The sequence below is a fragment of the Paenibacillus nanchangensis genome (assembly GCF_046543445.1).
GTDB classification, from domain to species: domain Bacteria; phylum Bacillota; class Bacilli; order Paenibacillales; family Paenibacillaceae; genus Paenibacillus_AQ; species Paenibacillus_AQ nanchangensis.
In genome coordinates, this window is the sequence record NZ_JBHOFD010000011.1 from 14,156 (window position 1) to 39,944 (window position 25,789).

The window sequence follows — 25,789 nt, forward strand, 5'->3', positions numbered from 1 at the left end:
ATCCCCGCTGGACAGCCGGAAAAGGGCTGAAACAGCGGGGATTTCGTTTACCCGTGCCTGCCGTACTTCATAAACAAGGCGCCGCCGAAAAGCGCGCCGGCCAGGGATAAACCGGATAAAACGAGATACAGCACCTGCCCGCCGAAAGCGTCGTAAATGGCGCCGCCGGCATATGAGGCGATAATCCCTGATACACCGAAGAACAGCAGGGCAAGGACGGTCTGGCCGGTGGCGCGCCATTCGGGCGGAACGATCGAATACAAATATTGAATGGCCGCCGAGTAGAACACCGGGAAGGTCAATAGCTGCAGCAGCTGAAGATAAACCAGCCCATGGGGATCTTTGATCCACGCGGACAGCAGAAACCGAAGCAGGTAAAAAGCGCCGGCCAGCGTGATCAGCAGCAGCTCTTTGCCCGGCTTTAGCCAGCGGTAGCTGAGCGCAAAAATGACAATTTCGCTTCCCGCCGCCAGAAACCAGGCAAGCCCCACCAGATTGGGTTCCCCGCCCAGCTCTTGAACATACAGCCCGAGGAAAGTGTCGTTCATCCTGGCCGGGACGGAACTGATAAACACAAGCAGGAGAAACAGCAGGGTCTGCTTGTTCCGGAGAAAGGTCTTCAGGCTGGCAAGCGTCACAGGCTCCCCTGAAACTGGGGCATCGGGCATCCGCCAGCAGACGAGCAGAGCGAGAAGCCCAACGCCTGCGAACAACGGGGCGAGGCTATGGGCCCCAAAGGACGTCATGACCTGTCCCGCGATTAGGGACATCAGCGCATAACCCAGAGCTCCATAAGTCCGGATTGAGCCGTAACTGATCCCTGCCGATTCAGCGATCCGGAAATTCAGGCTTTCCGTTAGCGGGTCGATAGGCATTACAAAAAAGTAGACGAGCATGGAGATTACGATTAGCGTGGTGTAGCCGCCTGTGGCATACAGCCAATACCCGGTTACCGCCGATGCGGCAAGCAGGACAAGCAGGACTTTACGGATCGTTTTCGTTTTGTCGCTGATCATGCCCCACAGCGGCTGGGCAAAGAGGGTGACGATGCCGCCCGTGCCGACGATCATCCCGATCTGAGAGGGACTAAGCCCCTGTTTGTTAAAATAGACGGGCAGGAATGGCAAAAACATCGCCAGGATTGCAAAATAGAGGACGTTAAATACACGAACAAGTGTAGAAGGCTGGAACATGGAAGCAGGCGTCCCCTTTCATTACGGATGGTAAAGTTCTCACTGGCCGATTGTAGACAAAACGGCTGGAGAATGTCAAGATCATAAAGGAAGGTTTCGGCATGCCGCATGCGGCCGGAAATCCAATTTTGACGCACTACTTACCCGGCAAACCTGTATTTTTATCATTCAGCCGATACAGCAGCGTATAGAAAGGAAGAGTGGAACGTGAGCATTACATTGGTTTCGTGGAACGTAAACGGCCTGCGGGCTTGTGTCAATAAAGGCTTCACCACGTATCTGGAGCAGAAAAACGCGGACATCCTCTGTGTGCAGGAAACCAAGCTGCAGGAGGGCCAGATCACGCTTGAGATTGGAGAGCATTACTATCAATATTGGCATTATGCGCAGAAAAAAGGGTACTCCGGAACGGCGGTCTTCACGCGGATGAAGCCGGAGTCGGTACAGCGCGGAATGGAGGGAGACGACGATACGGAGGGCCGGGTGATGACCCTGGATTTCGGGTCTTTTTATCTGGTGAACGTGTATACGCCTAACGCAAAACGGGATTTGTCCAGACTGCCTTACCGGCTGGAATGGGAAGACCGTTTCCGGCAGTATGTCCAGCAGCTGGATGCCGCCAAACCGGTCATCATCTGCGGCGATTTGAATGTCGCTCACCGCGACTTGGATCTGAGGAATGCAAAATCGAACCGGGGGAACTCCGGATTCACCGACGAGGAGCGCGGAAAATTCACGGACCTGCTGGAGGCCGGCTTTATCGACACGTACCGGCTTTTTTATCCGGACCGGGAAGGGGCGTATACCTGGTGGTCTTATATGGCGAAGGTCCGGGAGCGGAACATCGGCTGGCGGATCGATTACTTCCTGGCTTCGGCCCGGCTGGCTCCCGCCCTGGAGTCGGCATCAATCGACTGCGATATTTTGGGCAGCGATCACTGTCCCGTGGAGCTCAAGCTGAACCCTGAACTGATTCGTTAACCTGCAAACGCCGGCCCTCTATATCGGGGACCGGCGTTTGGTTTAGGTTTATTGCGGTTCGCCATCCCTGGCTGGCGCGGCGGGATGCTGAGATTCCGTCCAGGTAATCGCATGAGCGGAGCGGCTGACGCGTTCGTAGAAGAGGACGGAGTTCCGGCTGAACATTTTACGGACAAAGTAGACAAATAATACGCTGTCTCCCGCAAGCAGCAGCATGCTCAGAATTGCAAGGAGCTCCCGGGGGACATAGTTACGATAGAACATTAACAGTACATGGATTCCGAAGATCATCCAGTAGAGGATACCATATCGGATAAACAATTCCCGCAATCGGATCCGCCGGCCGTCTTCCCCCGCAAGCCGGATCCGGACCAGCCACTTGCCGGGCGTCCGGCCGTTCCACACCCATGGAATCAGCATAAAATAGACGCCGGTAACCACCCAAAAAGCAGCAGGAACACCGAGCTGAACCAAAATAAAAGCAGCCGGCGGCCAAAGCGCAAAATCGAACATAAATGCCAGGCCTCTGCGGGTATACGTCACCCTTTTGGCAGACCGGTCGATCGTCTCGTCGAGCTTATCGATCCGCGGCAGATGCTTCGACAGCCATTCCGCAAGCAGGAAGCCGATGATTCCTCCCAGCGTGTTGGAAATCAGGTCGTCTACATCAAATACACGGTACGGATGGTCATAAATGCCATAGATTCCGGTCAGCTGGGTCACTTCAAAAAACAGGGACAAGATGAAGGACAGCAGGATGCCAACCGGCCAGCCTGTACGGAAATAGTAGCGAAGGAACATACCAAACGGCACGGATAGCGCCACGTTAAAGGCAATCTGCAGAAAAGCGCGTTCTTTCAGTACCACCCAGTAGGTGGAAATATCGCTGCGGACCGCCGAGGTTTCATTCAGGATGTCCTCGAAAAAATGAAACGGAATCAGCTGCATCGTTCCGCCCCTTGGCGCCGGATTATGAATGGAGGCCGGCAGCGGGAGAATCACAAGAAAAAAGGCGTTCATCAAATAAAGCAGCAGCAGATAAAGGACCACTGCTCTCACTTTATTGATGTACGCATGCCTGCGGTACTGTACGACAAGAAACGGAAGCGTGAACAGCAGAGCCGCAAACGGGAAGGCCATAAAAGCATAAGAGATCGGAAATAAGTACGATTGAATCATGGTACACCTGCCGTTTGGTTGGAATTGGGCGTTTTTCCCAGAAGGGGGTCAGCGCCAATCCACATTATAACACGAACTTCAAGGCTGCCAACCCGCCTGGAGTCGGGGAATTTACGCGGAGGGAAAGACCCGTAAACCCCGGATGCATTGTCCGAGACTTGCAAAGGGTGTACACTAAAGGGCGGTTAGCTTATTCGCAAACGGAGGAATGAAACATGATTGCAGATTTTGAAAAGCGGCTGGAGCAATATGCTGAGCTGGTCATCCGGGTCGGAGTCAATATCCAGCCCGGCCAAGTGCTGATGGTCCACGCGCCAATCGAGACGGTGGATTTTACACGGCTGCTGGTCACCAAAGCGTACGAGGCTGGTGCAAAATATGTGGTTACCGAGTGGGACGATGAGGCTTTGTCACGTATCCGGTATGAAAAAGCTCCAGAGGATTCATTTACGTATTACCCGCAGTGGCAGGCAGATATGCTGGAAGCGTTCGCCCGTGAAGGCGGCGCGGTTCTGCACATCAAAGTGCCGGACCCCGAGCTGTACCGCGGAATCGACGGCTCCAAAATTTCTGCGTCCGTCAAAGCAGCCGCTCTGGCCCGGCAGAAATACCAGGTTTACACGCGCAATAACCGGATCAGCTGGTCGCTTGTTAAAGCGCCGACCCGCGCATGGGCCAACAAAGTGTTTGCCGATCTTCCGGAGGATCAGCGGGTCGAAGCGATGTGGGAAGCGGTGTTCCAAATGAACCGTGTGGACGGCGGAGATCCGGTTGCGAACTGGAAAAAGCATATCGCGGCGCTCAAGGAGAGCAAAGACCGGCTGAATGCCAAGCGGTATAAAAGCCTGCATTACCGCGCGCCGGGAACAGACCTTCGCGTAGAGCTGCCTGAAGGGCATATTTGGCGGAGCGGCGGCGGGGAGAACGAAAGCGGCGTATATTTTGTCGCCAATATGCCAACGGAAGAAGTATTCACCATGCCCCATCGTACGGGCGTGAACGGCACGGTAACCAGCACGCTGCCGCTTAATCTCAACGGCCGGCTTGTGGAAGGCATCAAGCTCACATTTGAGAACGGCAAGGTAGTTGCTTATGAGGCGGAGTCGGGCCAGGAACATCTGACCTCACTGCTGGATACGGACGACGGTGCCTCCTATCTTGGCGAGGTTGCGCTTGTCCCGCATGACTCGCCGATCTCCCGGATGAACCGGGTATTTTACAATACAGGTATTGATGAAAATGCCTCCTGCCACTTTGCGCTCGGCAGTGCGTATCCATCCAATCTGGAAGGCGGTACGCAGATGTCCAAAGAGGAGCTGCTGGAGAAGGGAGCCAACGTCAGTTTGACACATGTGGACTTCATGGTCGGATCCGCGGAGCTGGATATTGACGGGGAATTGGAAGACGGGACCCTTGAGCCGGTGTTCCGGAAGGGCAACTGGGTTTTTGCCTAAGCTATAAAAAGAAAGGCGCTTCTTATGTCATGCTGAGGCATGGCATAAGGAGCGCTTTTTAATGAGTGAAGTTCTGCCGTCGGGGTGCCGTATCCTGTGGCATCTTTCTATGATTTCATGTCACAGGGTTCTCTGAGGTCAGCTCGAGCCCTAAGGCCTGAGCTTTATTCCGCCTTTACCCGGGCGGTCAGCGGGCTGGGCAGCGAAAATTCGCCAACATTGGAGCGTGCCGAAACCGTTAACCCATTGTTTTCAACCCGTACGGTGAGGAATAGACATATAGGTCCTTGAAGGGTTCGAATGGCGAGCTCCAGCAGATCCGTGCCGGACCAAGTAAAGCTGAATGCCAGCGGGCCGTAAGCATGCAGAAAAGGCAGGCTGCCGGGAATCCACGTTCCTCTTCCTAAAGACACCTCTGCTTGTTGTCCGTCCCTGTCGATGTTCAGGATTGCGGAGTGTCCCTGAAACTCAATGGTTACCTCCCCAAGTCCGAAAGGGTTGGCGTCAAAGACATAGGGAGTAAGCGATAACTTTGCTTCAAGCGGGGAATCAAACAGAAGGCGCGGCGCTTCAATCGACAGGGAAGATAAACGGCTCCGCAGCTCATCGGCCGCTTCAGACGATTCGTCTGAGCTGGAAGCTGAACCTGCCTCCATCCCTGGGAGCAGGTGATTCCAGACCGCATCCAGTACGGCATGCATCCGGTCCGTCCCCGACGTGACCGCAAGCACGGCATCCTGACCGGGCATAATTAAGCAAAATTGGCCAAAAGCCCCGTCGGCCCGGTAAGCATTGTGGCGGCAGCGCCAGAACTGGAACCCGTAACCCTGTTTCCAGTCATTTGGCTCGTTTGGATCACCATTTGCGATCTGAAGGGACGACGCTTGCAGAATCCATTGTTCCGGCACAATTTGCTGACCGTTCCATACCCCCTTTTGCAGATACAGCAGTCCAAATTTAGCGATGGAGGCGGTTGTTAAGAATAGGCCGCGCCCTCCAACACAAATCCCCTCGGGACAAGTCTCCCATTCTGCCTCATGGATCCCAAGCGGCTCAAACAGCCGGGGCTGCAGATACTCCAGCAGCGTCATACCGGACACCTTCTGCAGGATGGCCGACAGCATATAAGAAGCGGCGTTATTGTACATAAAAGTAGTTCCCGGCTCATGCTCAAACGATGCTTTCAGGAAAGTATCGGTCCATGATTCCTGTTCATTGAAATGGTTGACCGGATCTTCGGAGTGACCGGTAGACATGGTCAAAAGATGGCGCAGGGTCAACCGTAACAGCCGTTCATCCGGCTCGGCCGGAGTTTTGTCCGGGAAGAAGGAGAGCACGCTGTCATCAATGCTGAGCAGCCCTTCGTGTTCGGCAAGCCCGATCGCCGTTGAGGTGAAACTTTTGGTTAAAGAGAACAGGTTATGCGGAGCGTGGGGCTTATATGGCGACCACCAGCCCTCGGCGATGACATGACCATGGCGGAGCAGCATAAAGCTGTGGACCTCGATGCTATTTTCCGACAGCTCATCAAGAAAACGAAGGATGCTTCCGGAAGAAAGGTCTTGTTGTTCGGGCAGGCTCCGCGGCAGCGGAGTGTGAATTGAAGCGGTTTCCATAACAGATAACCTCCATAGACCAAAGTGGGAACAAATGGAATCGATTTAATTTTCTACATATCATTTATATTTCCTGCTGTTTGATTTGCGGACGCCAAAAGTTCATCATTTTGACCCTTTATGAAACGGACAGCCAGGGATTTTAATTAGGTCCCCGCTGACTTATTGGCGAATCATGCGTTTCAGAGTTGAACTGACCGGGTAATGTAAATGTTGGTTTTACCGGTATTTTCATGTTTCACAATGAGATGCGTGGAATGCCGGCATACATAACAACAGTGCTGGAGAGGATGCAGAATATGAACAGGTTAGGAAAAAAATCGAAACTACGATTAGCCGGAGCGCTGATTACGGCAGTTTTTGCGTTGTCCGCATGCAGTGGAGGCGAGTCGAAAGAAGAAGCCGCACCCGCACCAAGTCCGCTAGCTTCGGCCGAGGCGGCTGAAACGGCTGTGCCAAGTCCGGAAGTATCGCCAGCCGCTTCCGCCGATAACGGAGAGGCGGTTGACATCGAAATTGTACAGGGAGCAGCTTCGGCTAACGCCCCAGAGGATCAAGGCAGCCCCGAAGTGTGGATCAAGGGGGAAGGTGCGCTGGAGGCGGATAAATTAGTTCTCCAGGGCACGTCCAATCTGGCGCCCGGCGTGAAGGTGGAAGGGGAAATCGACGCGGCAGGCTACACTATGTTCGGCTATGAAGATACGGTGGAGGTCAACAACGACGGAAGCTTTACCTTGGAAATGAAGCGTCCCAAAGATATCAAGGAAGGCGTGTTGGATATTACCGTCAGTTTTGATCCTGCCGAGCAAAATGCGGACATTGAGCTGTATGGAGCTTCCGGTGAAAAATTGACGGGTCCTTACATTCATCAATATGAAGACGATGATGAGATCTTTAAGAAAGCGCTGGCCTTTTTGCATGTGGATGCTGCATCGCCTGCGGGTACCAAGGTGCCGCTTGAAGTACCGGCGTTGAACAAACCGGCGGATTACGGCAGCGCCAAAGTATGGATCAAACCTGAGGTCACCGCGGACGGGTCTTACTATCAGATCAAAGGGACAAGCAATCTCCTGGAAGGCACGGAAGTGGACGCCGACGTGGAAATTCCGGATCACTGGCATTACGGTTACGAGGAAGATACAACTGTTGGACCTGACGGCTCCTTCCAGCTGCGGATGAAAAAGCCGGAGGATATCGGCGAGTTTTATTTGATTCTTGAAGTTCGTCCTGAGGAAGATGACATGCCAAAGGCCGCGAAGGAAACTTACGGGCTTAAGGGCGAACATTTTACGGGCGACCTCGTCAAAACAGAGCAGACCGACGAAGGCGCGGTCAAATATCTCCAGATGAAAATTAAAATAGGTGCAGGCCAAAAATAACAGGCACAGCGTCAGGCTTGTCCGCGTACTCGCGGGCGGGCTCTTTTTTTTGGAATTGTTTTTTATAATTAAAACGTTTTGGCTTGCCGATCCGTCTTATTGTATAGAATTGGCGGAGGAGAGGGGGATAAAGATGGCAAATTCCGAAGCCGAAATGAAGCGGATTCCCGCTGTGCGTGCAATGGAGCAGGAGGATGTTTACGAGGCGATTGTGGCCCATAAGGAACAGCTGTACGGCATCGCCTACAGTTATCTGCGCAACCGGAATGACGCGCTGGAGGCGATCCAGGAAATGACCTGCAGAGCGCTGGCAAAACGGCGGACACTGCGGAATCCGGAAAGCTTCAAGCCTTGGATTGTCCGGATCCTGATATATATCTGTATAGACGAACAGCGGAGAAGAAAACGTTCCATACCAGCCGCTGAACCGCTTCCCGAGGAGTACGCTGAGCCTGCCGGCTTCAGGAAGCTGGATATGCAGCGGGCGCTGGATCAGCTGAAGGGAAAATACAGGAATGTGCTGCTGCTGCGGTATTACAACGATCTGACGATAAGCGATATCGCCGAGGTGCTTGGCAAACCGGAAGGGACGATTAAAACCTGGCTGCACAAAGGGCTAAAGCAGCTGAGGTCCATCATGCAGGATCGGAGGGATTGGGATGACGGTAAATCATGAAGGCGAGGAGCTGCGCGCGCTGCTGCGGGATGCGAGAGACACCCGGCGGGAACGGGACGAGGTTCCCCAGGATGCCATTATGCGCGCAGTGCAAAAAGGGATGCTGGAGGGTAATCGGCGGAGAAAAACGTCGCGGCTGGCTTCAGCCGGCGCCGTGCTGCTGACGGCGGCTGTGGTGGCTGCAGGCCTGTTTATGAACAGCCTGGCCGTCAAACCGCCTGTGAAGCAAACTGCCGGCGTCATGCAAAAGGACTGGGGAACGCTGGCTCCGCTGCAAAAAATTCTTTCGTCCGACCTGGACCGGGGGACGATCCGGTCGGCGGTCGACAACGGGTATATGCAGGTCATTAATCAAAGCGCGGAGCAAAACGGCTTCAAAATTACGGTCCTTGGCGCTGCGGCGGATGGTAATAAATTCATGATATTTTATACCGCGGAGACCGACGATAGTAAAGAAATGTACAGCGTGAGCAGTGTAAAGATCAAAAATGCCTTAACCGGGAAGGACCTCGGGCAAAATTCAAGCGGCCTTGGGGGGCATGATCGGGACGATCCAAGCAACCAAAGGTTCATTGGGCGGACCAGCATTGAGCTGCAGGAGGGCGCTTCCCTTCCCGAACGGATTGAGGCGGATTTTCAGCTGGCCGGCGTCGACCGGGGTAAACTTGATGATCCGGACACCGGAACCAAACCTTCTGAGATGCGGTATTCTCCCCGGCTGAAGGTGGCCTTTACGCTGGATCCCAAGTTCAGCGAGGCGGTGACCGAGACGGTCCATCCCGAGGCGTCGGTGAAACTGGGCAAATACCGTTTTTCACTGGCAGAGGTTCGGCTGTCGCCGCTCGAAACCCGGGTTGAAATTGAATACGAGGAGAAAGCGCTGGTCGATTGGGAAACGAAGCTGGCTGCGCATGAAGAATTGAATCCGGACAGCATTATCGCTCAAACCGGGACGGGAGTAGTGGAGCTGAACAGCTTAGGCGGCGGCGGAACGGACAAGGGATATGCCTTCTCTTTTTCCAGCGCTCAGCTCGACCAGCCGGAATCGCTCACTCTGCGTTTGCACCCCGGTCAAGGCCCCCGGGAAGAACAGCTGATTACAGTGGATTTGGCCAACCGGAAGGTGATCCGGATTCCTAAGGAGGTTGGAGATGCCGTGCAGATCGATTTTGACAAAAAAGGACAAATCATCTGGCGTTCCGCATCTGCCGACGGGCAGACCTATTACGCCGCTTCCGCCTATGGAGACGCACACGGAAAGCGGATTGAACTCACCCGCGAATCCTCCAAGCTTGATACCGGCAGCGCCGAACTTGAGGAACGGCTTGTAATTCCCGCCGATTTGTCGGAACGCACACGGATCAATCTGGTGGTTCACCCGTATGTAATGCTGAAAATCAAGTAACGCGAGCAGGAGCAGGCAATGCTGACGACTAAGTGGTCTGATTGAAGCAGGCAATGTTGTAGATAAGTAACGCGGCAGAAGCAGGCAATGGCGACGATTAAGTGATCCGATAAAGCGAGTAAAGCGGAAACCCCGGCTTCAGGCAAACGGAAGGTATGCCTTGAAGTCTGGGGTTTTTGCCTGTTTGGCAGTGTACTGTTCAGCCGGTGCTGACTGTTTGGTTAGGCGTTGCGGTGTCCAGCCGCGCGGGCTGTCCAGTCTGAAATTTAAATCGCCGCTTAGTGAAGGGATTTATTGCAAAGGCTGCCGGTCCGCGGGCGGAAAATGCAGCGTAAAGTCCTCTATCATGACGGCGAACAGTATCCGGAATTGGGCGGGGTCGGGAAAACGGCTGCCATCGGCAAACACATGAGTAACCCGGGCAAACCGCATTTTAAACCGGCCGCCAAAGCGGGTCTTGTACCGCACCCCTTCATAGTCCTGAAACAGCGCAAAAGGCAGCCGGCCAAGCCGCAGAGGCAGTGCAGGTCCTAACGGCCGGGCCTCCAGCTGAAAAAGCGGCTGTCCGTCCAGCTCCGCCTCGAACCGCCAAGGGGTTTCGCCTGGCCGGGAGACGCGCAGCGCGGCCAGCTGCTTCGGAATTCCCCAGTTTAACCGGCCTCCGGTCAGACTGTCGTCCGAGTCCACGTAAATCTGCGAAATGGAGTATTGTGGTTTACCGCCGGTCAAAAACCGGCCGGGGAGGACCAGCAGCTCCCGGTACGATCCGGCGTTGGACCGGCGGTAATCGATCAGCCCGTAGCCGCCAATCCCGCCGTGCGCCCTGCCTTGAAGTTCACCGGGGAGCAGGCCGGAGGCTTCCACCATGCGCGCGGAGAACTTGCAGACAAGCACAAGTCCGCTCCCATGCAGGGTCCAAGGTGCCGGCTGAAAAGGCATAAGTTCGCCTCCTTCCTTTTTTCTTTTACATACCCTAACACGCTGGTATCGATTCTAATTTTACCCCAAGGTTAAGCCGGGGTGACGGACGGTTAATACAAAGGGAGTATACTGACGGCATAATAAGACATTCATTCACGAGAGTACAAGCGATCCCAGCAAAGGAGGGACGTTACTATTGAAGCGGTTTAATACCCCTTTTTGGCTTGCATGCATGCTGATTCTACCGCTATGTTTGACTTCGTGCGGTAGGGATGAAGCTGCGCTGAGCGGCGGAAAATCAAGTTTCTACACAGTGTCGGCTCCTTCTGTGATTCAAGCGGAGGAACGGCCAGGGAAGGTGGAACACACGCATGCTTTCAAACAGACGGATAGGATGGGAAAGCGGGCGGGGGCGGCAGATGAGGAGAAGACCGGACAGCCGGAGCAGGCGATAAGTGACGAGGCCGGACGGCCAGAGCAGGCTGGCGCGCTGCGCATCCTGATTGACGGCTCCAGGGGTTTCCGGGCTGATGAGCTTGGGAGGTATGAACGCGAGATTGGCCGGTTAACCGGCATCCGGGCCAAACTTAGCTTAACGGATTCATCTGCTGCAGCGAATACCCGATATGAAGCGTTTAAAAATACCGATTTGGTGTATTTATCCAGGGACCGGATGAGCGAGCTGGCCGCCGCGGGAGCACTGCTGCCGCTGAACGGCTGGGTGGACGTTTCGCCCGTGTTGTCCGATCCTACCATTATCGAGCCGGCGGATTGGGAATGGGTAACCCAGCCGGACGGTATCATTTATGGCGTGGCCGCCGAAAAGCCGGGAGGAATGCTGCCGATCGTTCGGGAAGACTGGCTTGAATCGCTTGGGCTGGCTGAGCCGGACACACTCGAGGAATATGCGGAGGTTCTTCGGGCGTTTAAGAAAGGCGACCCTGACGGGAACGGCCGGCAGGATACTTGGGGCCTGAGTTTTGCGGGAGCTGAAGATCTTCAGGCTTTTATGAGCGCGGCAGGTCTCCCTAGGGGGCTGCGTTTGGACCTGGAGACGGGAAAACGTGATATGCCTTACGCTTCGGAGCAGGCCGTCCCTGTCTATGAATGGCTTGCAGCTTTGTACCGGGATGGAATTTTGGAGCCCGGATTCGCTGAAAATGATACCAAACATCTCAAAGAGCTGTTCGTATCAGGGCAGGTGGGGATGATTATAGGCCCTGATGAATGGATTGGCGAGCTGATGGGTTACGGCGTAAATGCTTCAGGAACCGTCTTGCAGGTCAGCGGTCTGCCCGCTCCTTCAGGCCCCAATGGGGAAAAGCTGCTCCGCAGAGATGCGCCTGGTGTGTGGGCGGTGCCGGCAGGCGTAAGAAACACCGAAGCCGCGATCCGTTTTGTGGAGTTTTGGCACAGCGAACCAGGCAATGTCCTCTCTACAATCGGGATTGCGGGTCTGGACTGGACGCACGACAGGGCGGGAAATGCAGTGCTGACTGAAGTAGGAACTGCCCACGGGATGGATCATGGGGCTCCGTTTCCGAACAATACAAATTTTGTGCACCGGGTGGAACCGGAGCCCGCGTTAATGAAAGCCAGACGGCTGCTGGATGAGACCGGGGTCCCTGAACCGGAGACTCCCGATTGGAAAGCAGCAGAGGAAATCATCCGTCCGTATATCCTTTCGGCGATCCAAGGGGAGTTAAGCGGTGCGCAGGCAGTTGCCATGATGCGCGGCGAGCTACGGTCGGCCGGCCTTATTGATTGAGGTGAGGACGGCGAAGGGGTTGAACCTCAAGTCATATTCATGACTTTGGCTCAGCCCCTTAAGGTTGTTACAAACGGTTATCCCGGGCCATTATTTACAGGCATTGGGTCTATGCGGATTCAGAACGAGGAAATCTCCGGGCAGCTCGGACAGCTTGGCTACCAGTTCATCCACGCCAGTCTCCAGTTTGAATTCCATCTCTTCCCGGAAAAGCGGAACCAGGAAATAAACCTGAACCTGATTGCCGTCCTTAGTATGGACTGTGCTGACTTCTTCCGGCAGTGCAAGCAGGATCGCGCCGGACAACCCCGTGTTTGGCGCATACGGCTCGTACTCCTCCGTGTTGGGGATGGTATGGCCGTATCCAAGCCACGTCTGATACATATGCGGGAACCGGGCAAGCATTTTCATCAGCCGGATCGGCCAGTAGTTCTCCTCCGCTTCAAAATCCTTCTGTGTGAGCGGCCAGTCCGCCGGCAAAAACATCATCAGCTCGGCGCGTTCGAGATGCTTGTACTCTTCACGGATTTCCTGGGGAAGGGTCATCGGCAGATCGCTCATCCCATTGGTATACAGTACACGGTATGGTTCGTCAGGGGTAGCTTCCATAATATTCACATCAATATGTACGATGTCTGAAATCAGTTCATGGAACACGCCGGTTTCCCGGTTCGGAAAAACTTTGTTAAAATGTTCGTTTAATTCTTCCATGTACAAAATTTCGGAGGGAGGCGTAAGCCCCCGCTCATCCGGAGCGTCATAGCCGTAAATTGTGGTGCCGTCTTCCGATTTGCCCATTTCTTTGCCGCCAAACAGTTTTTTGAAAAAGTTCATGTCTTTGCGCTCCTCTGTGCGGGTTTTGAATTTACGTGCGAAATGAAGGATGCTGCGATAAAAATTCCTGATTCTGGGAGGTTCGAAACCTCACTTGGAAGTATAACAAAAGGCATAGCCCGGGAGCGATGGGTCTATCGATTCGAATTGCCCGGGGCATCCATGCAAAAATGGGCTATTTGGACTTGAGCAGGCGGCCGTAAACTTCGATTGCGCGGGCACGGGAGGTCTTTAGGTCTACAACGGCAGTCTTAAGCGGCAGATGGATTTCCTTTGCATCCAGGTGAGCAAGTTCCGGCATCCACTGTCGGATAAAGCTGCCATCCGGATCGTATTTGACCGACTGGGTCACGGGATTCATCACCCGGAAATAGGGGGCCGCGTCAAAACCCAATGATGAGCTCCACAGCCAGCCGCCGCGGTTCAGCGTATTGTCGTAATCTGCCAGCTTCAGGCGAAAATAACGTTCGCCGTACCGGAAAGGGCAAGCGAGATTTTTGGTGAGGAACATGGCGGTGATCATGCGCAGGCGGTTTGGCATCCAGCCGGTCTGGTTCAGCTGCCGCATCGCGGCGTCGATCACCGGTATACCGGTAAGGCCTTCGGCCCATGCTTCAAAATGCCGGGTGCTGAGCCCGCTTTCATCGTACAGCTGTTCATAAATAAAAAAATCAGGGTTAAGCTGCGCCTGCATCAGGTAAAAATCCCTCCAGGCCAGCTGCCGCAGCCACGCTCCGCCTGCATGTTCGCGGCCGATGACGGCAGCATACGCCTGCCTTACCGATAGCGAGCCGGTGTTCAGGCTGCTGCTGATCCGGCTTGTGCCGTCCAGGCCATACCGCTCTCTCGCTTCCGGGTAAGCGTCTAGTCCGTCTTCCACGAAGCGGATCAGCGTCTCCATCCCGCTGCCGGGCTCCTTTTTTATGCGGCTGGCCGCTTCCAGCAGCTGGGCTTGAAGCGGCTCCGGCAGCCGGAAACGATCATGCAGCCTGTCCGGCAGCTCTGCCGTCGTCAAATCTTGGAGCGTTACCGCACTGGGAAGAGGCGGCAGTTCATCCAGATAGCTGACCCACCGCCGGTAAAACGGGGTGAACACTTTAAACGGCTCCGCTCTGCCGGCATGGCGTAACAAGCCCGCCGGATCGGCCAACGTTCGTTCTTCGTAAGCAGTCCATTTGATGCCGCGGGCTTCGGCTGCCTCCCGAAGCTCCGTATCTCTTTTGCGGGAATAAGGGGTGTAATCGGCATGAACCAATACGTCTGAAACGGGCAGCGCATCCAAGATGGCAGCTAAAACAGCCGGCGGCTCCCCGTAAAGCACATGCAGACATTTTCCCTCGGCAGCGTACTGCCCCGCAAGTCTGGCTGCCTGGCGGAGAAAGTGAATACCGCTGTGTTCCCGGTCACGGCCATCCCTAAGCAGAAATGGTTCCAGAATCAGCACGTGCAGGCTGTCCTTTCCGGTCCGGGCGATGGCGTCCCAAGCGGGCATGTCGATTGTCCGGAGATCTTTGCGGTGAATAAACACAATCATTTGGCGTTGTCTCCCTTATGAGTTGTTGCAGCTTGGGGCGCTCCAAAGAAGGACGAAGCCCGGCCAAGCCGGGGCAGCAGCAGGACGTTTAGCGGCAGCAGCATAATGATCAGCCGTAATAATGCCCAGCCGTACAGTATGACGGTCAACGGTACAACAAATGTATCGTCGTACTGCATGAGAGTCAGCGGTTCAACATAATGTATTGCCGTACAGTATGACGGTCAGCGGTACAGTATAATGTATCGCATACTGCATGACGGTCACCGGTACAACATAATGTATCGCCGTACTGCATGACGGTCAGCGATACTGCAGCATAAATCGTTCCATATAATAAATAAACGCCTGGGTATAAGGGCTGGCAAAATAATAATCGCTGCCGTGGCCGCCAAACGGCATGGACAGCAGGGCGGCCCGGCGGTTGCCGGCGTCCAGGTAAGCCTGACGCAGCCGCCCGGCTATGGCTGGATTGACGATTCCGTCGTGCGTACCCTGATAGATCAGCACGGGCGGGCTGTCCGGCTGGACGAGCAGCGCCGGATCATTCAGCTCCGGCGACCCCGGAATGCCGAGCTTGTCGGCCAGTCCGTTTGCCGGATAAAACGGAATCAGCCCTTTGACCTGGAGGCGCGGGTCCAATAGCAGATCTCCATATCCCCCGCCGGCCAGTCCCAGCGCGGCCGCGCCCGCCAGCTGTCCTCCCGCCGAGGCGCCCGAGATAAAGACGGTTTTTGGATCCGCGCCGTACTCGGCCGCATGGTCTGCCAGATAGCGGGTGAACACCCCGATATGGCGGACCATATCGTCAATGCTAAATGAGCCGGACCGCGAATCCGGCACAGGAGAGCCTTTGACGAACTTTGCTGTATCGCTGAGACCATATTGAATGTCGAACACTACATATCCTTGAGCGGCAAAATATTTGTTCAGCTGCGCATTATTCTGCGCGCCTTTGTCTCCGATTGTCCAGCCGCCGCCGTGTATCCGGATGAGCACAGGCCGCGGTGAAGCATCCTGACTGGCCCGCGGTCTATAGACGTCGAAATAGAGACGGAGTCCCTGGTCCGCCCCGGCGGCCCCTTCATAGAACAAAACATTCTCGCGCAGCTCGTAATCCGCCGACGGGATGCCGAAGTAATAGGCGGGGAGCGAAAAAGGAACCGTCCTGAAGCGGGGAGCCGTAACAGACTCCGCCGTTTTTCCGAACGCCTGCATATACTGCTCCGAAGCATCCGACACAAGGCGCGGCGCGGCAAGCAGCGGAAGGAGGCAGACTCCAAACACCAGCATACCGGCGGTAGCGGCGGACAGCTTGAGCAGCGGCCTTTTGGCAGTATCTGCGAGCTTCACCAGCACCGCTGCCGAACCCAGTACAATCCAGCCAACGAACAAAGCGTATTCCGCCCAAAAAACCTCGGCAAGCGTAATCCCGCCGGGTGTGACAATTTCGGCCGCGGCGTAGATTCCTAAACCCAGGATCAAGCCGAACAGCAGAACGGCCGCGCTTTTTCCGAGTTTTGTGGCCCGAGACGGGGCGGAATGAAGCTGAAACACCGGGCCGCCGAAACCCTCTATCCCAATGCGGCGGGCGAGGTACGCTCCGTACCCGGTGGCAGGCAGCAGGAGCAGCGCCGGAATCCACAGCGTCCCGTTCCGGTAGGCAGGGAGAGCCGAAGCCGCTGTATTATAAATCATAAGCAGCAGCATCGAAGCGATGAACACGGCAATGTATCCGTACTCCCGTTTAGCGCTGCCGCGGCTGAATGCAGTTATGCCGAGATTGGCGGCGAATACAGCGGACAGGAGCACTCCGTAGAGGTTCCATCCCCAGGAGCCTTGCGGCCGGAGAGCGGCATAAACTACGGTCAGCACAAGAGCGGCCAGGTTGCTTGTTAACAGTAAAGACGGCCAAAAGGGCATGCCCCGGGGCCGGATGATTTTGACAGGCGGGCTGGTGTGAAGTTCTCCGTACATTGATGGCGACACTCCTTACGGCAGTTTCAACACATAGGCAGAAGAAGCCATTGGCGGCATCAAGTTTTATTGGTGGTATCGTATATACAGAAAAATGCACCCTATGACAGCATCAGGCGCCGCAAAAAAACCGTGCATTTCGCACGGTTCTTAACTAATTTTTATTTACCCGCACCCGGCAGCTCCGAAACGGCTTCCCGCGGGACGGTCAGCGCCTGCTTCCAGGCCTGGTAGGTTTTCCAGGCTTCCCCGTCCTCCAGCTGGGCTTTGGCCTGATAAAGCCCTTCTTCCACGGATCCGGCGGCACCCGCGAGCTTTAGCCGGAGCGCGGCGTTTAAAAGCGTCTGATTGTAGCAGGCCATATGACCGCGCCCCTGCAGGACTTCTTCGGCGGTTGCCAGCTGAAGCTGCGGCGTCCAGTCCATCGGCGGGACCTGCGTATCCAGTCCCCACAGCTCGGGATCGATCACGTCCAGCGACGCGTCGCTATTTTCAATAGTATAAATCCGGGTCGGTCTGTCGATGAACACGTCATCGGAGCCTTCTTGACCTTGAATCACCAGCGCCCGCGTATACCCAAGCCTTACCAGCAGGCGGGACATCCGGTCAAACACCGTGTTGTGAAAAATACCGATGGACAGGCAGGAAGCCCGCCCGTAATCGGCCAGCTTTTCGGCGGTGTTCAGCACGGTCCGCATCCCAAGCTCCAGACGCAGCGGCCGCAGCGCTCCGAGCGGAGGGCACCACTGCTCCGATGCGGCGTACAGCACGCCGCTGGTTCTGGCGGCGGCGATATAGTCATCCGGTGTCAGTGCCGCAGCGGGGATTCCGCCCGCCAGCATGATGTCTCCCAGGGTGACACCGTATTTGGGCGGCAGAGCGGCGCTGCCGTGGAGCGTAACCGGCACACCAGCTGAACCAAGCACAAACGCCGCCGGGAAAGTGGAAATGAAGGATGATCGGCGCCCGTCGTACGGACTGGCGCAGTCCAGAGCGCCTGGAAACAGCTTTTCCCGTCTGGACCGGTGGCGTATTGCGTGCACAAAAGCCTCCAGCTCGTCGATCGACTCCAGCTTAATCCGCTGCGCCGCCAGAAATGCGCCGGTCTGCGCGGGCGTGGACGTTCCGTCCAATATGGCGGAGGCTGCGCGCAGAGCGTCTTCGTAGTCCAGATCACGTGCGCCCCGCTTGCCACGGGCCACTTCTTTTAAATAATTGATCATGATGCCGCTTCCCTTCTGTTATGGTTTGTGCAGCAGCTGATACGCTTGAACAATAGCGTTCGCGACATCCACCATCCGCTTACGGTCGTTCATGGCCTGCTTCCGCAGCAGCTCGTAGGCTTCTGATTCGGAACAGCCCCGGGTTTTGGACAAAATGCCTTTGGCCATATCGATCCACTTGCGTTCTTCAATCCGGGCAAGCAGCTGCTCCCGTTCTTTCGCCCACTGCAGGCGGGCCATGGACTGCCTGGCGCTGAAATGAAGGCTCCAATGCAGTTCATCCGTCCCCATGGATGGCGTTAACATACCATCGGCGGTAAAATCGCCTTCGCATGCGCCGCCTGAGGCCTTTAACGTCTCCGTGCAGCACCACCAGAGCACCGGGATGGCTTTAACAGCCAGAATGCCGTCCCGCCAGTACGGATAATCCGCTACAGGCACCGCCAATACGACGGCTTCTGATGCATTAAGCTGTGCAGCAGCTTCTCCCGTAAAAAGGGCAGCTCCATCCCGCGTAAGAACAGCTGAGTCTCTCGAAATAGCGGTATCCGTAAGCTCAAACGAGAGGGGCTCCGGTGCCGCTGCCGCCCCGAAGCATCCACCGAGTGAACCGCATAGGACGGCGACACGGTAGCCTCCCCGGCCGATCAGGAATTCAGGCGTACCTTCCTTGTATGGAAAAACCGCCGTTTCCGGAAACAAATTCACATCCTTGATAACCAGTAGGGAGTGCATGGATCGTACCCCTTTTGCGTATATGATGTTAAATTATATAACGTGTGGCTTGGGAATGTCGATCAAAAATAAGATTTTTAAATTTATGTGTCATGTATGTTGACGTATGGGTGGAGATGATGTATATTTGTTTCAAATTTAAATATTCAAACGGCGGTCACAATGGCGTGTCCGGCCTCGACAAGGCAATGAAGCCTGTTTCTATCCTGTGGGAGCGTTATGCTCCAATGCGGGGAAGAAGCGGGCTTTTCTGGTTTTTTAAATAGAGAGGAGAGACCCTATGAACAAAGAAAAGCTGGTGGTTGTAGGAAACGGAATGGCGGGAATCCGCGCGCTGGAGCACTTGCTGAAGCTGGCCCCGGAGCGGTATGACATCACGGTGTTCGGGTCGGAGCCTTATCCGAATTATAACCGGATCCTGCTGTCGTCGGTGCTTGCCGGCGGAGCCGATCTGAAAGAGATTATTCTGAATGATCACGATTGGTACGAAGCTAACGGGATTAAGCTGCATCTCGGCCAAACCGTACAATCAATCGATACGTCCCGGCGGGTGGTAGTCTCGGACCAGGGCGTAACGGCAAAATACGATGTGCTGCTGCTGGCGACGGGTTCGGAGCCCTTTATGCTGCCGATTCCCGGGGCGGATAAGGAAGGCGTGATTGCCTTTCGGGATATCAAAGATTGCAACACGATGCTGGAGTCGTCCAAACGTTATAAAAAAGCTGCGGTGATCGGCGGCGGCCTGCTGGGCCTGGAAGCGGCGCGGGGGCTTTTGCACCTGGGAATGGAGGTATCGGTTGTCCACCTGCATCCTTATTTGATGGAACGGCAGCTCGACGAAACAGCGGCCAAAATGCTGCAAAAGGAGCTGGAGCGCCAAGGAATGCGTTTTTTGCTCTCCCGGCAGTCGGAAGCGATTATGGGCGGCAAGCGGGCCAAAAGCCTGCTGTTCAAGGACGGCAGCCGGATCGACGCGGATCTGGTAGTGATGGCGGTCGGCATCCGGCCCAATACCGAGCTTGCAAAACGTGCGGGAATCGAGGTCAACCGCGGGATCGTCGTGGACGATTACATGCAGACCAGCGTGCCCGGCATCTATGCGGTCGGCGAATGTGCCGAACACCGCGGCATTGCTTATGGCCTGGTCGCTCCGCTGTATGAACAGGGGGCGGTGCTGGCCAAGCGGCTGGCGGGGACAGAGACGGACGGCTATCACGGTTCGGTGACATCGACAAAGCTGAAGGTGTCCGGAGTGGATGTGTTTTCCGCCGGCGTATACGAGGAGCCGGAAGGCGCCCGTGTGCTGAAGGTGCAGGACGAAATTGAAGGCACCTATAAAAAGCTTGTGATCCGGGAAGACCGGCTGATCGGTGCGGTGCTGTTCGGCGATACAAGCGACGGCGCGCCGCTGTTTTCCCTGATTAAAAGCGGGGAAACGGTGGCCGGACGCGAAAAAGAGCTGCTGCTCGGGATTCCGGCGGGCGGCGGGGGCAAAGCGGCTTCGCCTGCGGCCAGGCTGGAGGCCATGTCTCCAGATGAGATTGTGTGCGGCTGCAACGGCGTAACCAAAGGCACGATTGCGGAAGCGATTTTGGAAAAAGGGTGCGCAAGCGTCGGGGAAATCAAGGCCTGCACCAAAGCGTCTGCTTCGTGCGGCGGCTGCCGGCCGCAGGTGGAAGGCCTGCTTGAGCTTTATGCCGGTGGAGCAGCCGTCAAGACCAAAGAAGGCATCTGCGGCTGCACGGCGTTGACCCGCGACGAAATCGTCGCGGAAATGAAGCGGATGAAACTGATGAGTGTAAAGGAAACGATGCGGGTACTTGGCTGGGAAACGGAAGAAGGCTGCAGCAAATGCCGTCCGGCGCTGAATTATTACCTTGGAATGCTCTGGCCGGCTGAATATGCTGATGAAAAAGAATCCCGCTTCACGAATGAGCGCTACCACGCGAACATCCAGAAAGACGGCACGTATTCGGTTGTACCCCGGATCTACGGCGGGATTACGTCACCGGCCGAACTGAAAAAAATCGCCGAGGTCGCCGAACGTTTCGATGTGCCGATGGTGAAATTCACCGGCGGACAACGTCTTGACCTGCTCGGTGTGAAAAAAGAAGATCTGCCCAAAATGTGGGAGGAGCTTGATATGCCGTCCGGCCATGCCTACGGCAAGACGCTCCGGACGGTGAAGACCTGTGTCGGCAGCACCTTTTGCCGGTTCGGCACCCAGGATTCCATCGCTATGGGCATCCGGCTGGAACGGGAGTTTGAACGGCTGAATGCGCCAGCTAAGGTGAAGCTTGCCATTTCGGGCTGCCCCCGCAACTGTGCGGAAGCCACCATCAAGGATTTTGGGGTGGTGGCGATTGACGGCGGCTGGGAGCTGCATATCGGCGGCAATGGCGGCGTGCACGTCCGGGCGACGGATCTGCTGTGCGTCGTGAAGACGGAGGATGAAGTGGTCGAATGGGCTTCCGCGTTCCTGCAGTATTACTGTGAGCAGGCCGGCTGGAATGAACGGACATCGGTTTGGGTGGAACGGGTAGGACTGGAGAGAATTAAAGCCGCGCTTGCTAAGCGGGAGGACCGGCTGGCGCTGATGTCCCGCATCCGCGAAGCGCTGGATGTGACGACCGATCCGTGGAAGCAGATTATCGAAAATAAGGAGCTACGCAAAAACTTTGAACCGCTGACCGGTGACGAAGCGCTTGTTCAGCCATAAGGAGAAGGGGGATCAGAAGATGGAAGCTGTGGAGAAGAAACGGGTGCGCGTAGGGTTTGTGACCGATGTGGACATCAAGGGTTCCCGCACTTACCGTGTGGGCGGCACGGAGATCGCGTTGTTCCGGCTGTCCAGCGGGGAAATCACCGCCGTTGAAAATAAATGCCCGCATAAAGGCGGCGCGCTGTCGGAAGGGATGGTCTGCGGATCCAACGTGCATTGTCCGCTCCATGATTGGCGAATTGATCTGCGCAGCGGCAAAGTACAGGACCCGGACAGCGGCTGTGTGCCGACCTACCCGGTGGAGGTCGACGAACAGGACGGAGCGATCTACCTCACGCTCTAGGCGAAGTCCGCGGCTTAGGGCCGGCCTTCCGCTCCTTCGGTAGGGCGGCTCCATATGTGCAGTGCATCCGGAGGAGGAGTTTATGCGGTCAAGGAGGATATGCTGGCGGCTTCGGCTGCGTCAACCTTGCAGCCGCATCAAGAGCAGAATATAAGCGGCAATCGATGAAACGCTGCCGGCCGCTCAGGCCTTGCTATTTAAATTAGAGACGGAGGGATTGTCATGGATTACGTACAACCAAAAGAGGTGCTGCAGTCAATGGTGGATGCGGGGAGCGTTAAAGCGGAGCTTCCCGCCGGCCGGCTGCTGATCCGCGGGGCGCTGGCGGGCGCGATTTTGGCCTGCGCGACCACGCTGGCGTATACCGCGACCGCCCAGACCGGTCTGGGACTGGCGGGCGCCCTCGTTTTCCCGGTAGGTTTTATTATGATTGTGCTGTTGGGGCTGGAACTGGTGACCGGCAGCTTTGCGCTGATTCCGCTGGCGGTGATTGAGCGGAGAACCTCCTGGGCCAAAATGCTGCACAACTACGTATGGGTCATTCTCGGCCATTTGCTGGGCTGTGCCATTTACGCCGGGTTATACGTGCTGACCCAAACCAAAATGGGCACCGATGCGGGCGGTCCGCTTGGTCAAGCTTTGATTTCGGCCAGCGAAGCCAAAACGCTGACTTATCAGGCAATGGGTGCGGACGGTATGCTGCTTGCGGTGATTAAAGCGGTGTTGTGCAACTGGATGGTCACCTTGGGTGTAGTGATGGCGATGACCTCCAAATCAACGCTTGGCAAAATCGCGGCGATGTCGCTGCCGATTGTTACGTTTTTTGCCCAGGGCTTCGAGCATGCGGTGGTTAACATGTTTGTGATTCCCGCCGGAATGCTGCTCGGCGCGCAGGTAAGCTTTGGAGACTGGTGGCTGTGGAACCAGCTGCCTGTATTGTTCGGCAATTTCATTGGCGGGGCGTTATGTACGGGGATGCTGTTTTATGCGGCCCAGCGGGGCTGGAAACGCAAACCGGAACCCGTCCGCGCGGCGTCTGAACAGCCGGGAACGACGGGACTGCAGCTGGCGGTAGGGGAGGAACGCTCATGAGCGGTTATGGAGTATCCATTGTAGGCGCGGGACCGGGCGATCCCGAGCTGATCACGGTGAAAGCACTGAAGCGGATCGCAGCTGCGGATGTGCTCTTGTATGACAGGCTGGTGAATCCGGCGCTGCTTAAAGAGGCCCGCCCGGATTCGCTCAAGATCTACTGCGGCAAAGCGCCCGGCCGCCATGCCTGCAGCCAGGAAGAGATTCACCGGATCATGATTGAACATGCAAAAAGCGGACGTTATGTGGTGCGGCTAAAAGGGGGCGATCCTTATGTATTCGGCCGGGGCGGCGAAGAAGCACTTGCTTTGGCAGAAGCGGGGATCCCCTATGAAGTGATCCCCGGCGTCACCTCAGCGATGGGAGCCGGCGCCAGCTCCGGCATCCCGCTTACGCACAGGGGGCTGGCCGCTTCGTGCGCGATTGTCACGGGCACCCGGAGCGGAGAGGAGGCGCGGCCGGTCCGCTGGGATCTCCTGGCACAAGGGGCGGATACACTTGTGATTTATATGGGAATCCACCGATTGGAGGAGATCCGGGCCGAGCTGCTGCGGAGCGGCCGTCCGTCCGCCTCCCCGGCCGCGATTATCGAGGCGGGGACGACAGAGCGGGAGCGGGTGGTAACCGGTACATTGGGCGGTCTCCTGAAGCTTGCGGACACGGCGCAGATTGCCAATCCCGCGATCGTCATCATCGGGGAAGTGGTCCGCGTGCGCGAATCGCTGCTCCGGCTGCAGGCGGAGCTGGCGGCGCAGACCGGCTGAGCGCCAAACGCTGTACGCTATATGCTTCGCCCCAGATCCTCTGGATTTCGTAATATGCGGGCGCGATCGGGAGTGTAAAGCAGTGAGAAATGGCCCTGCCTGTTTTCTTTTACGCAACAGTCAAAATGATCGGAGCGTCCCGGGTGATGATCAGCGTATGCTCATGCTGCGCGGCGATATGGCGTCCCGGGAGGCGCAGTGTCCAGCCGTCGGACTGCTCATAGGCATAATCTGCGCCGTTGGACAGGAAAGGCTCGATGGTGATAACCTGTCCTTCCTTCAGCACCCGTTTGTCATGTTTGTTGTACACCGGTAAAATCTCGGAAGGCGCTTCGTGCAGCGCCTTGCCGATGCCGTGGCTGCACAAATTCTGAATGATCGTATAACCGCCGCGGCGGGCTTCGGCTTCGATGATCCGTCCCACCTCATTCAGCTTGACGCCATGCCGGAGCGACGAGATCACCTTCATCATCGTGTCATACGTATAGTCGCACAGTCTGGTAATTTCCGTGGTGTAAGGCGCTACCTGAAAAGAGTGGCCGGTATCCGCAAAATATCCGTTTTTTTCGGCGGATACGTCGATGTTCACCAGATCCCCCGCTTTAATTCTCCGGTCTCCCGGAATGCCGTGGGCGATTTCCTCATTCAAGCTGATGCAGGTCCAGCCCTGAAAGTCATACGTAATCTTGGGTGCGGATAAAGCCCCTTGACTGCGCATATAACGTCCTCCGATATCATCCAGCTCCCGGGTCGTCATGCCGACCCGGATTTGCTTTTTCATTTCCTGTACAGTGGCCGCGACGATTCTGCCGATTTCCCGCAGACCGTCAATATCTTCTTGCGAACCGATGGTCATATGGACTTCCCTCCAACTTTCATTATGATTAAGCTTTATTATTTTATCACAGCCTGCTCCTAAATTCTCTCCGCCTTGCGGCTAACTCCGGCGATGAGCCGTTTTTTTGAGCTGCTTCCTGGTTTGGGTCAGGGGGCAAGGTAAGCGGGATTTTGGAGGCCGCTGGACAATCGCGGTACAATCAATGGAACCGCTCCCGGAAGCGGCTTGGCGGCTCGCCGGTCCAGCGCTTGAACTGCCGGCTGAAATGTGCAATGTTGCGGTAACCAAGCCGTTCGGAGACCGCTTCAACTGTCAGGTTCGGGTCCATTAGAAGCAGCTTGGCTTTTTTGAGCATAAGTGTGGACATGTATTGGCGCGGCGACACTCCATACACGCGGGTGAACATCCGGTTGACCGAAGATGTGCTGTAGCCCACCGCGGCGGCGATGGTCTCGATCGTCTGCATGGAAGCTTCCGTGTCGAGCTCTGCGGACCCGTCTTCGTGATACCCGCTTTCCACCGCCTGCTCCAGGAGAGCCGCGACCTGAGCCGCCGTGGCGGACATCCGGGAAGGCGCACCGCCGCCTCCCTGATTGGACAAGGTGCCGCTGATCCCCGAAAACAGCTCAAACAAAGCGGAAAGCACGCTCATGCGCAATTTGATGTCGAGATGGAAAGCCTCGGCTGTTAGTGCGATCAGTTTGTCCAGCGACGGCCGGATGGTCTGGGCAAGACTGCTGCCCGAGGCGTGGAAGCAGCTGTCACTGCGCAGCAGCAGCTCCCGCAGCGCGCGTTCATCCACGTCAAAATGCAGGCAGTAATATGTCATTTCTTCTCCGCACAATGTCCGGCTTTCATGCTCGTCGCCGGGATTGAGCAGCATCAGGTCGCCGGGCTGCTGCACATAAACCGAGCGGTTGACAACCATCTCCTGCGTGCCCGACAGCACAAGGTTTACTTCAAACAGCGGATGCTTGTGCAGCGGATAACTCCAGTCAGATTCGACGGTTCGCCAATGTGCGGCAAAAACCCGGAAGGTGGAGTCCATGTCCGGCAGCATAAATTCTTTTCTAACCATAAATTGCGTCCGTTCCTTTCTGGTGTCCCGAAGGCGGCATGCCCTGGCCAAGTTTGATCGGTTTGGGTAAATATCCT

Annotated in this window: 22 protein-coding genes; 10 read left to right on the forward strand and 12 right to left on the reverse strand. The window is 56.0% G+C overall.

Annotation, left to right across the window (positions count from 1 at the left end):
* Nucleotides 1-47: 47 nt before the first annotated feature.
* Nucleotides 48-1,193 (reverse strand): MFS transporter, encoded by a 1,146-nt coding sequence (locus ACE6ED_RS10200; protein ID WP_410827013.1) that lies wholly within the window; start codon nucleotides 1,191-1,193, stop codon nucleotides 48-50.
* Between the two features lie 213 nt (nucleotides 1,194-1,406).
* On the opposite strand from ACE6ED_RS10200, the gene ACE6ED_RS10205 reads away from it, so the two are divergent.
* Entirely contained in the window at nucleotides 1,407-2,174 is a 768-nt protein-coding gene (locus ACE6ED_RS10205; RefSeq protein WP_410827155.1) for an exodeoxyribonuclease III, read from the forward strand.
* Nucleotides 2,175-2,222: 48 nt separating this feature from the next.
* Here ACE6ED_RS10205 and ACE6ED_RS10210 read toward each other — a convergent pair whose 3' ends face one another.
* Nucleotides 2,223-3,353, reverse strand: a complete 1,131-nt coding sequence (locus tag ACE6ED_RS10210; RefSeq protein ID WP_410827014.1) for a VanZ family protein — start codon at nucleotides 3,351-3,353, stop codon at nucleotides 2,223-2,225.
* 218 nt (nucleotides 3,354-3,571) lie between these two features.
* Between ACE6ED_RS10210 and ACE6ED_RS10215 the strand changes: the two genes are divergently transcribed.
* A complete protein-coding gene (locus ACE6ED_RS10215) occupies nucleotides 3,572-4,807 on the forward strand; it encodes an aminopeptidase (RefSeq protein WP_410827156.1) in 1,236 nt (411 codons plus the stop codon).
* 164 nt (nucleotides 4,808-4,971) lie between these two features.
* Here the strand turns inward: ACE6ED_RS10215 and ACE6ED_RS10220 are convergent, their stop codons facing one another.
* On the reverse strand, nucleotides 4,972-6,423 hold the full coding sequence (locus ACE6ED_RS10220) for a serine hydrolase domain-containing protein (RefSeq protein ID WP_410827015.1): 1,452 nt from the start codon (nucleotides 6,421-6,423) through the stop codon (nucleotides 4,972-4,974).
* A gap of 299 nt (nucleotides 6,424-6,722) precedes the next feature.
* Between ACE6ED_RS10220 and ACE6ED_RS10225 the strand changes: the two genes are divergently transcribed.
* The 3 genes from ACE6ED_RS10225 (at nucleotide 6,723) to ACE6ED_RS10235 (ending at nucleotide 9,883) form a co-directional block, all read left to right on the forward strand.
* Nucleotides 6,723-7,802, forward strand: coding sequence for a hypothetical protein (locus ACE6ED_RS10225; RefSeq protein ID WP_410827016.1), 1,080 nt, complete (start codon nucleotides 6,723-6,725; stop codon nucleotides 7,800-7,802).
* A 133-nt stretch (nucleotides 7,803-7,935) separates the two neighbouring features.
* On the forward strand, nucleotides 7,936-8,478 hold the full coding sequence (locus tag ACE6ED_RS10230) for a sigma-70 family RNA polymerase sigma factor (protein WP_410827017.1): 543 nt from the start codon (nucleotides 7,936-7,938) through the stop codon (nucleotides 8,476-8,478).
* Nucleotides 8,462-9,883, forward strand: a complete 1,422-nt coding sequence (locus ACE6ED_RS10235; protein ID WP_410827018.1) for a DUF4179 domain-containing protein — start codon at nucleotides 8,462-8,464, stop codon at nucleotides 9,881-9,883. The genes ACE6ED_RS10230 and ACE6ED_RS10235 overlap by 17 nt, the downstream gene beginning before the upstream one ends.
* A 291-nt stretch (nucleotides 9,884-10,174) precedes the next feature.
* Here the strand turns inward: ACE6ED_RS10235 and ACE6ED_RS10240 are convergent, their stop codons facing one another.
* Nucleotides 10,175-10,822, reverse strand: coding sequence for an acetoacetate decarboxylase family protein (locus ACE6ED_RS10240; protein WP_410827019.1), 648 nt, complete (start codon nucleotides 10,820-10,822; stop codon nucleotides 10,175-10,177).
* A gap of 376 nt (nucleotides 10,823-11,198) precedes the next feature.
* On the opposite strand from ACE6ED_RS10240, the gene ACE6ED_RS10245 reads away from it, so the two are divergent.
* Complete coding sequence (locus ACE6ED_RS10245; protein WP_410827020.1) at nucleotides 11,199-12,572, forward strand: extracellular solute-binding protein; 1,374 nt, start codon at nucleotides 11,199-11,201, stop codon at nucleotides 12,570-12,572.
* Nucleotides 12,573-12,662: 90 nt separating this feature from the next.
* On the opposite strand, the gene ACE6ED_RS10250 is transcribed toward ACE6ED_RS10245, so the two are convergent.
* The 6 genes from ACE6ED_RS10250 to ACE6ED_RS10275 form a co-directional block, all read right to left on the reverse strand.
* Entirely contained in the window at nucleotides 12,663-13,406 is a 744-nt protein-coding gene (locus tag ACE6ED_RS10250; protein ID WP_410827021.1) for a suppressor of fused domain protein, read from the reverse strand.
* Between the two features lie 175 nt (nucleotides 13,407-13,581).
* Nucleotides 13,582-14,940: a cryptochrome/photolyase family protein gene (locus ACE6ED_RS10255; protein WP_410827022.1), complete on the reverse strand. Its 1,359-nt coding sequence runs from the start codon at nucleotides 14,938-14,940 to the stop codon at nucleotides 13,582-13,584.
* Complete coding sequence (locus tag ACE6ED_RS10260) at nucleotides 14,937-15,119, reverse strand: hypothetical protein (RefSeq protein WP_410827023.1); 183 nt, start codon at nucleotides 15,117-15,119, stop codon at nucleotides 14,937-14,939. The genes ACE6ED_RS10255 and ACE6ED_RS10260 overlap by 4 nt, the downstream gene beginning before the upstream one ends.
* 124 nt (nucleotides 15,120-15,243) lie before the next feature.
* Nucleotides 15,244-16,917 carry an alpha/beta hydrolase gene (locus tag ACE6ED_RS10265; RefSeq protein ID WP_410827024.1) on the reverse strand — a complete coding sequence of 558 codons (1,674 nt, stop codon included), beginning with the start codon at nucleotides 16,915-16,917 and terminating at the stop codon, nucleotides 15,244-15,246.
* A 161-nt stretch (nucleotides 16,918-17,078) separates the two neighbouring features.
* Nucleotides 17,079-18,140: an anthranilate phosphoribosyltransferase gene (locus tag ACE6ED_RS10270; RefSeq protein WP_410827025.1), complete on the reverse strand. Its 1,062-nt coding sequence runs from the start codon at nucleotides 18,138-18,140 to the stop codon at nucleotides 17,079-17,081.
* Between the two features lie 18 nt (nucleotides 18,141-18,158).
* On the reverse strand, nucleotides 18,159-18,875 hold the full coding sequence (locus ACE6ED_RS10275) for an ANTAR domain-containing response regulator (RefSeq protein ID WP_410827026.1): 717 nt from the start codon (nucleotides 18,873-18,875) through the stop codon (nucleotides 18,159-18,161).
* Nucleotides 18,876-19,155: 280 nt separating this feature from the next.
* Between ACE6ED_RS10275 and nirB the strand changes: the two genes are divergently transcribed.
* The 4 genes from nirB to cobA all read left to right on the forward strand — a co-directional run bounded on the left by nirB (nucleotide 19,156) and on the right by cobA (nucleotide 23,796).
* Complete coding sequence (nirB, locus tag ACE6ED_RS10280; RefSeq protein ID WP_410827027.1) at nucleotides 19,156-21,594, forward strand: nitrite reductase large subunit NirB; 2,439 nt, start codon at nucleotides 19,156-19,158, stop codon at nucleotides 21,592-21,594.
* A 19-nt stretch (nucleotides 21,595-21,613) separates the two neighbouring features.
* Nucleotides 21,614-21,940 (forward strand): nitrite reductase small subunit NirD, encoded by a 327-nt coding sequence (gene nirD / locus ACE6ED_RS10285; protein ID WP_410827028.1) that lies wholly within the window; start codon nucleotides 21,614-21,616, stop codon nucleotides 21,938-21,940.
* A gap of 222 nt (nucleotides 21,941-22,162) precedes the next feature.
* Nucleotides 22,163-23,032, forward strand: a complete 870-nt coding sequence (locus tag ACE6ED_RS10290) for a formate/nitrite transporter family protein (RefSeq protein WP_410827029.1) — start codon at nucleotides 22,163-22,165, stop codon at nucleotides 23,030-23,032.
* Nucleotides 23,029-23,796, forward strand: a complete 768-nt coding sequence (gene cobA / locus ACE6ED_RS10295; protein WP_410827030.1) for a uroporphyrinogen-III C-methyltransferase — start codon at nucleotides 23,029-23,031, stop codon at nucleotides 23,794-23,796. Before ACE6ED_RS10290 ends, cobA begins: the two co-directional genes overlap by 4 nt.
* 109 nt (nucleotides 23,797-23,905) lie before the next feature.
* On the opposite strand, the gene map is transcribed toward cobA, so the two are convergent.
* Together map and ACE6ED_RS10305 are read right to left on the reverse strand one after the other, a co-directional pair.
* Nucleotides 23,906-24,652 carry a type I methionyl aminopeptidase gene (gene map, locus ACE6ED_RS10300; RefSeq protein ID WP_410827031.1) on the reverse strand — a complete coding sequence of 249 codons (747 nt, stop codon included), beginning with the start codon at nucleotides 24,650-24,652 and terminating at the stop codon, nucleotides 23,906-23,908.
* Nucleotides 24,653-24,833: 181 nt separating this feature from the next.
* Nucleotides 24,834-25,712: a helix-turn-helix domain-containing protein gene (locus tag ACE6ED_RS10305; protein WP_410827032.1), complete on the reverse strand. Its 879-nt coding sequence runs from the start codon at nucleotides 25,710-25,712 to the stop codon at nucleotides 24,834-24,836.
* Nucleotides 25,713-25,789: the final 77 nt, after the last annotated feature.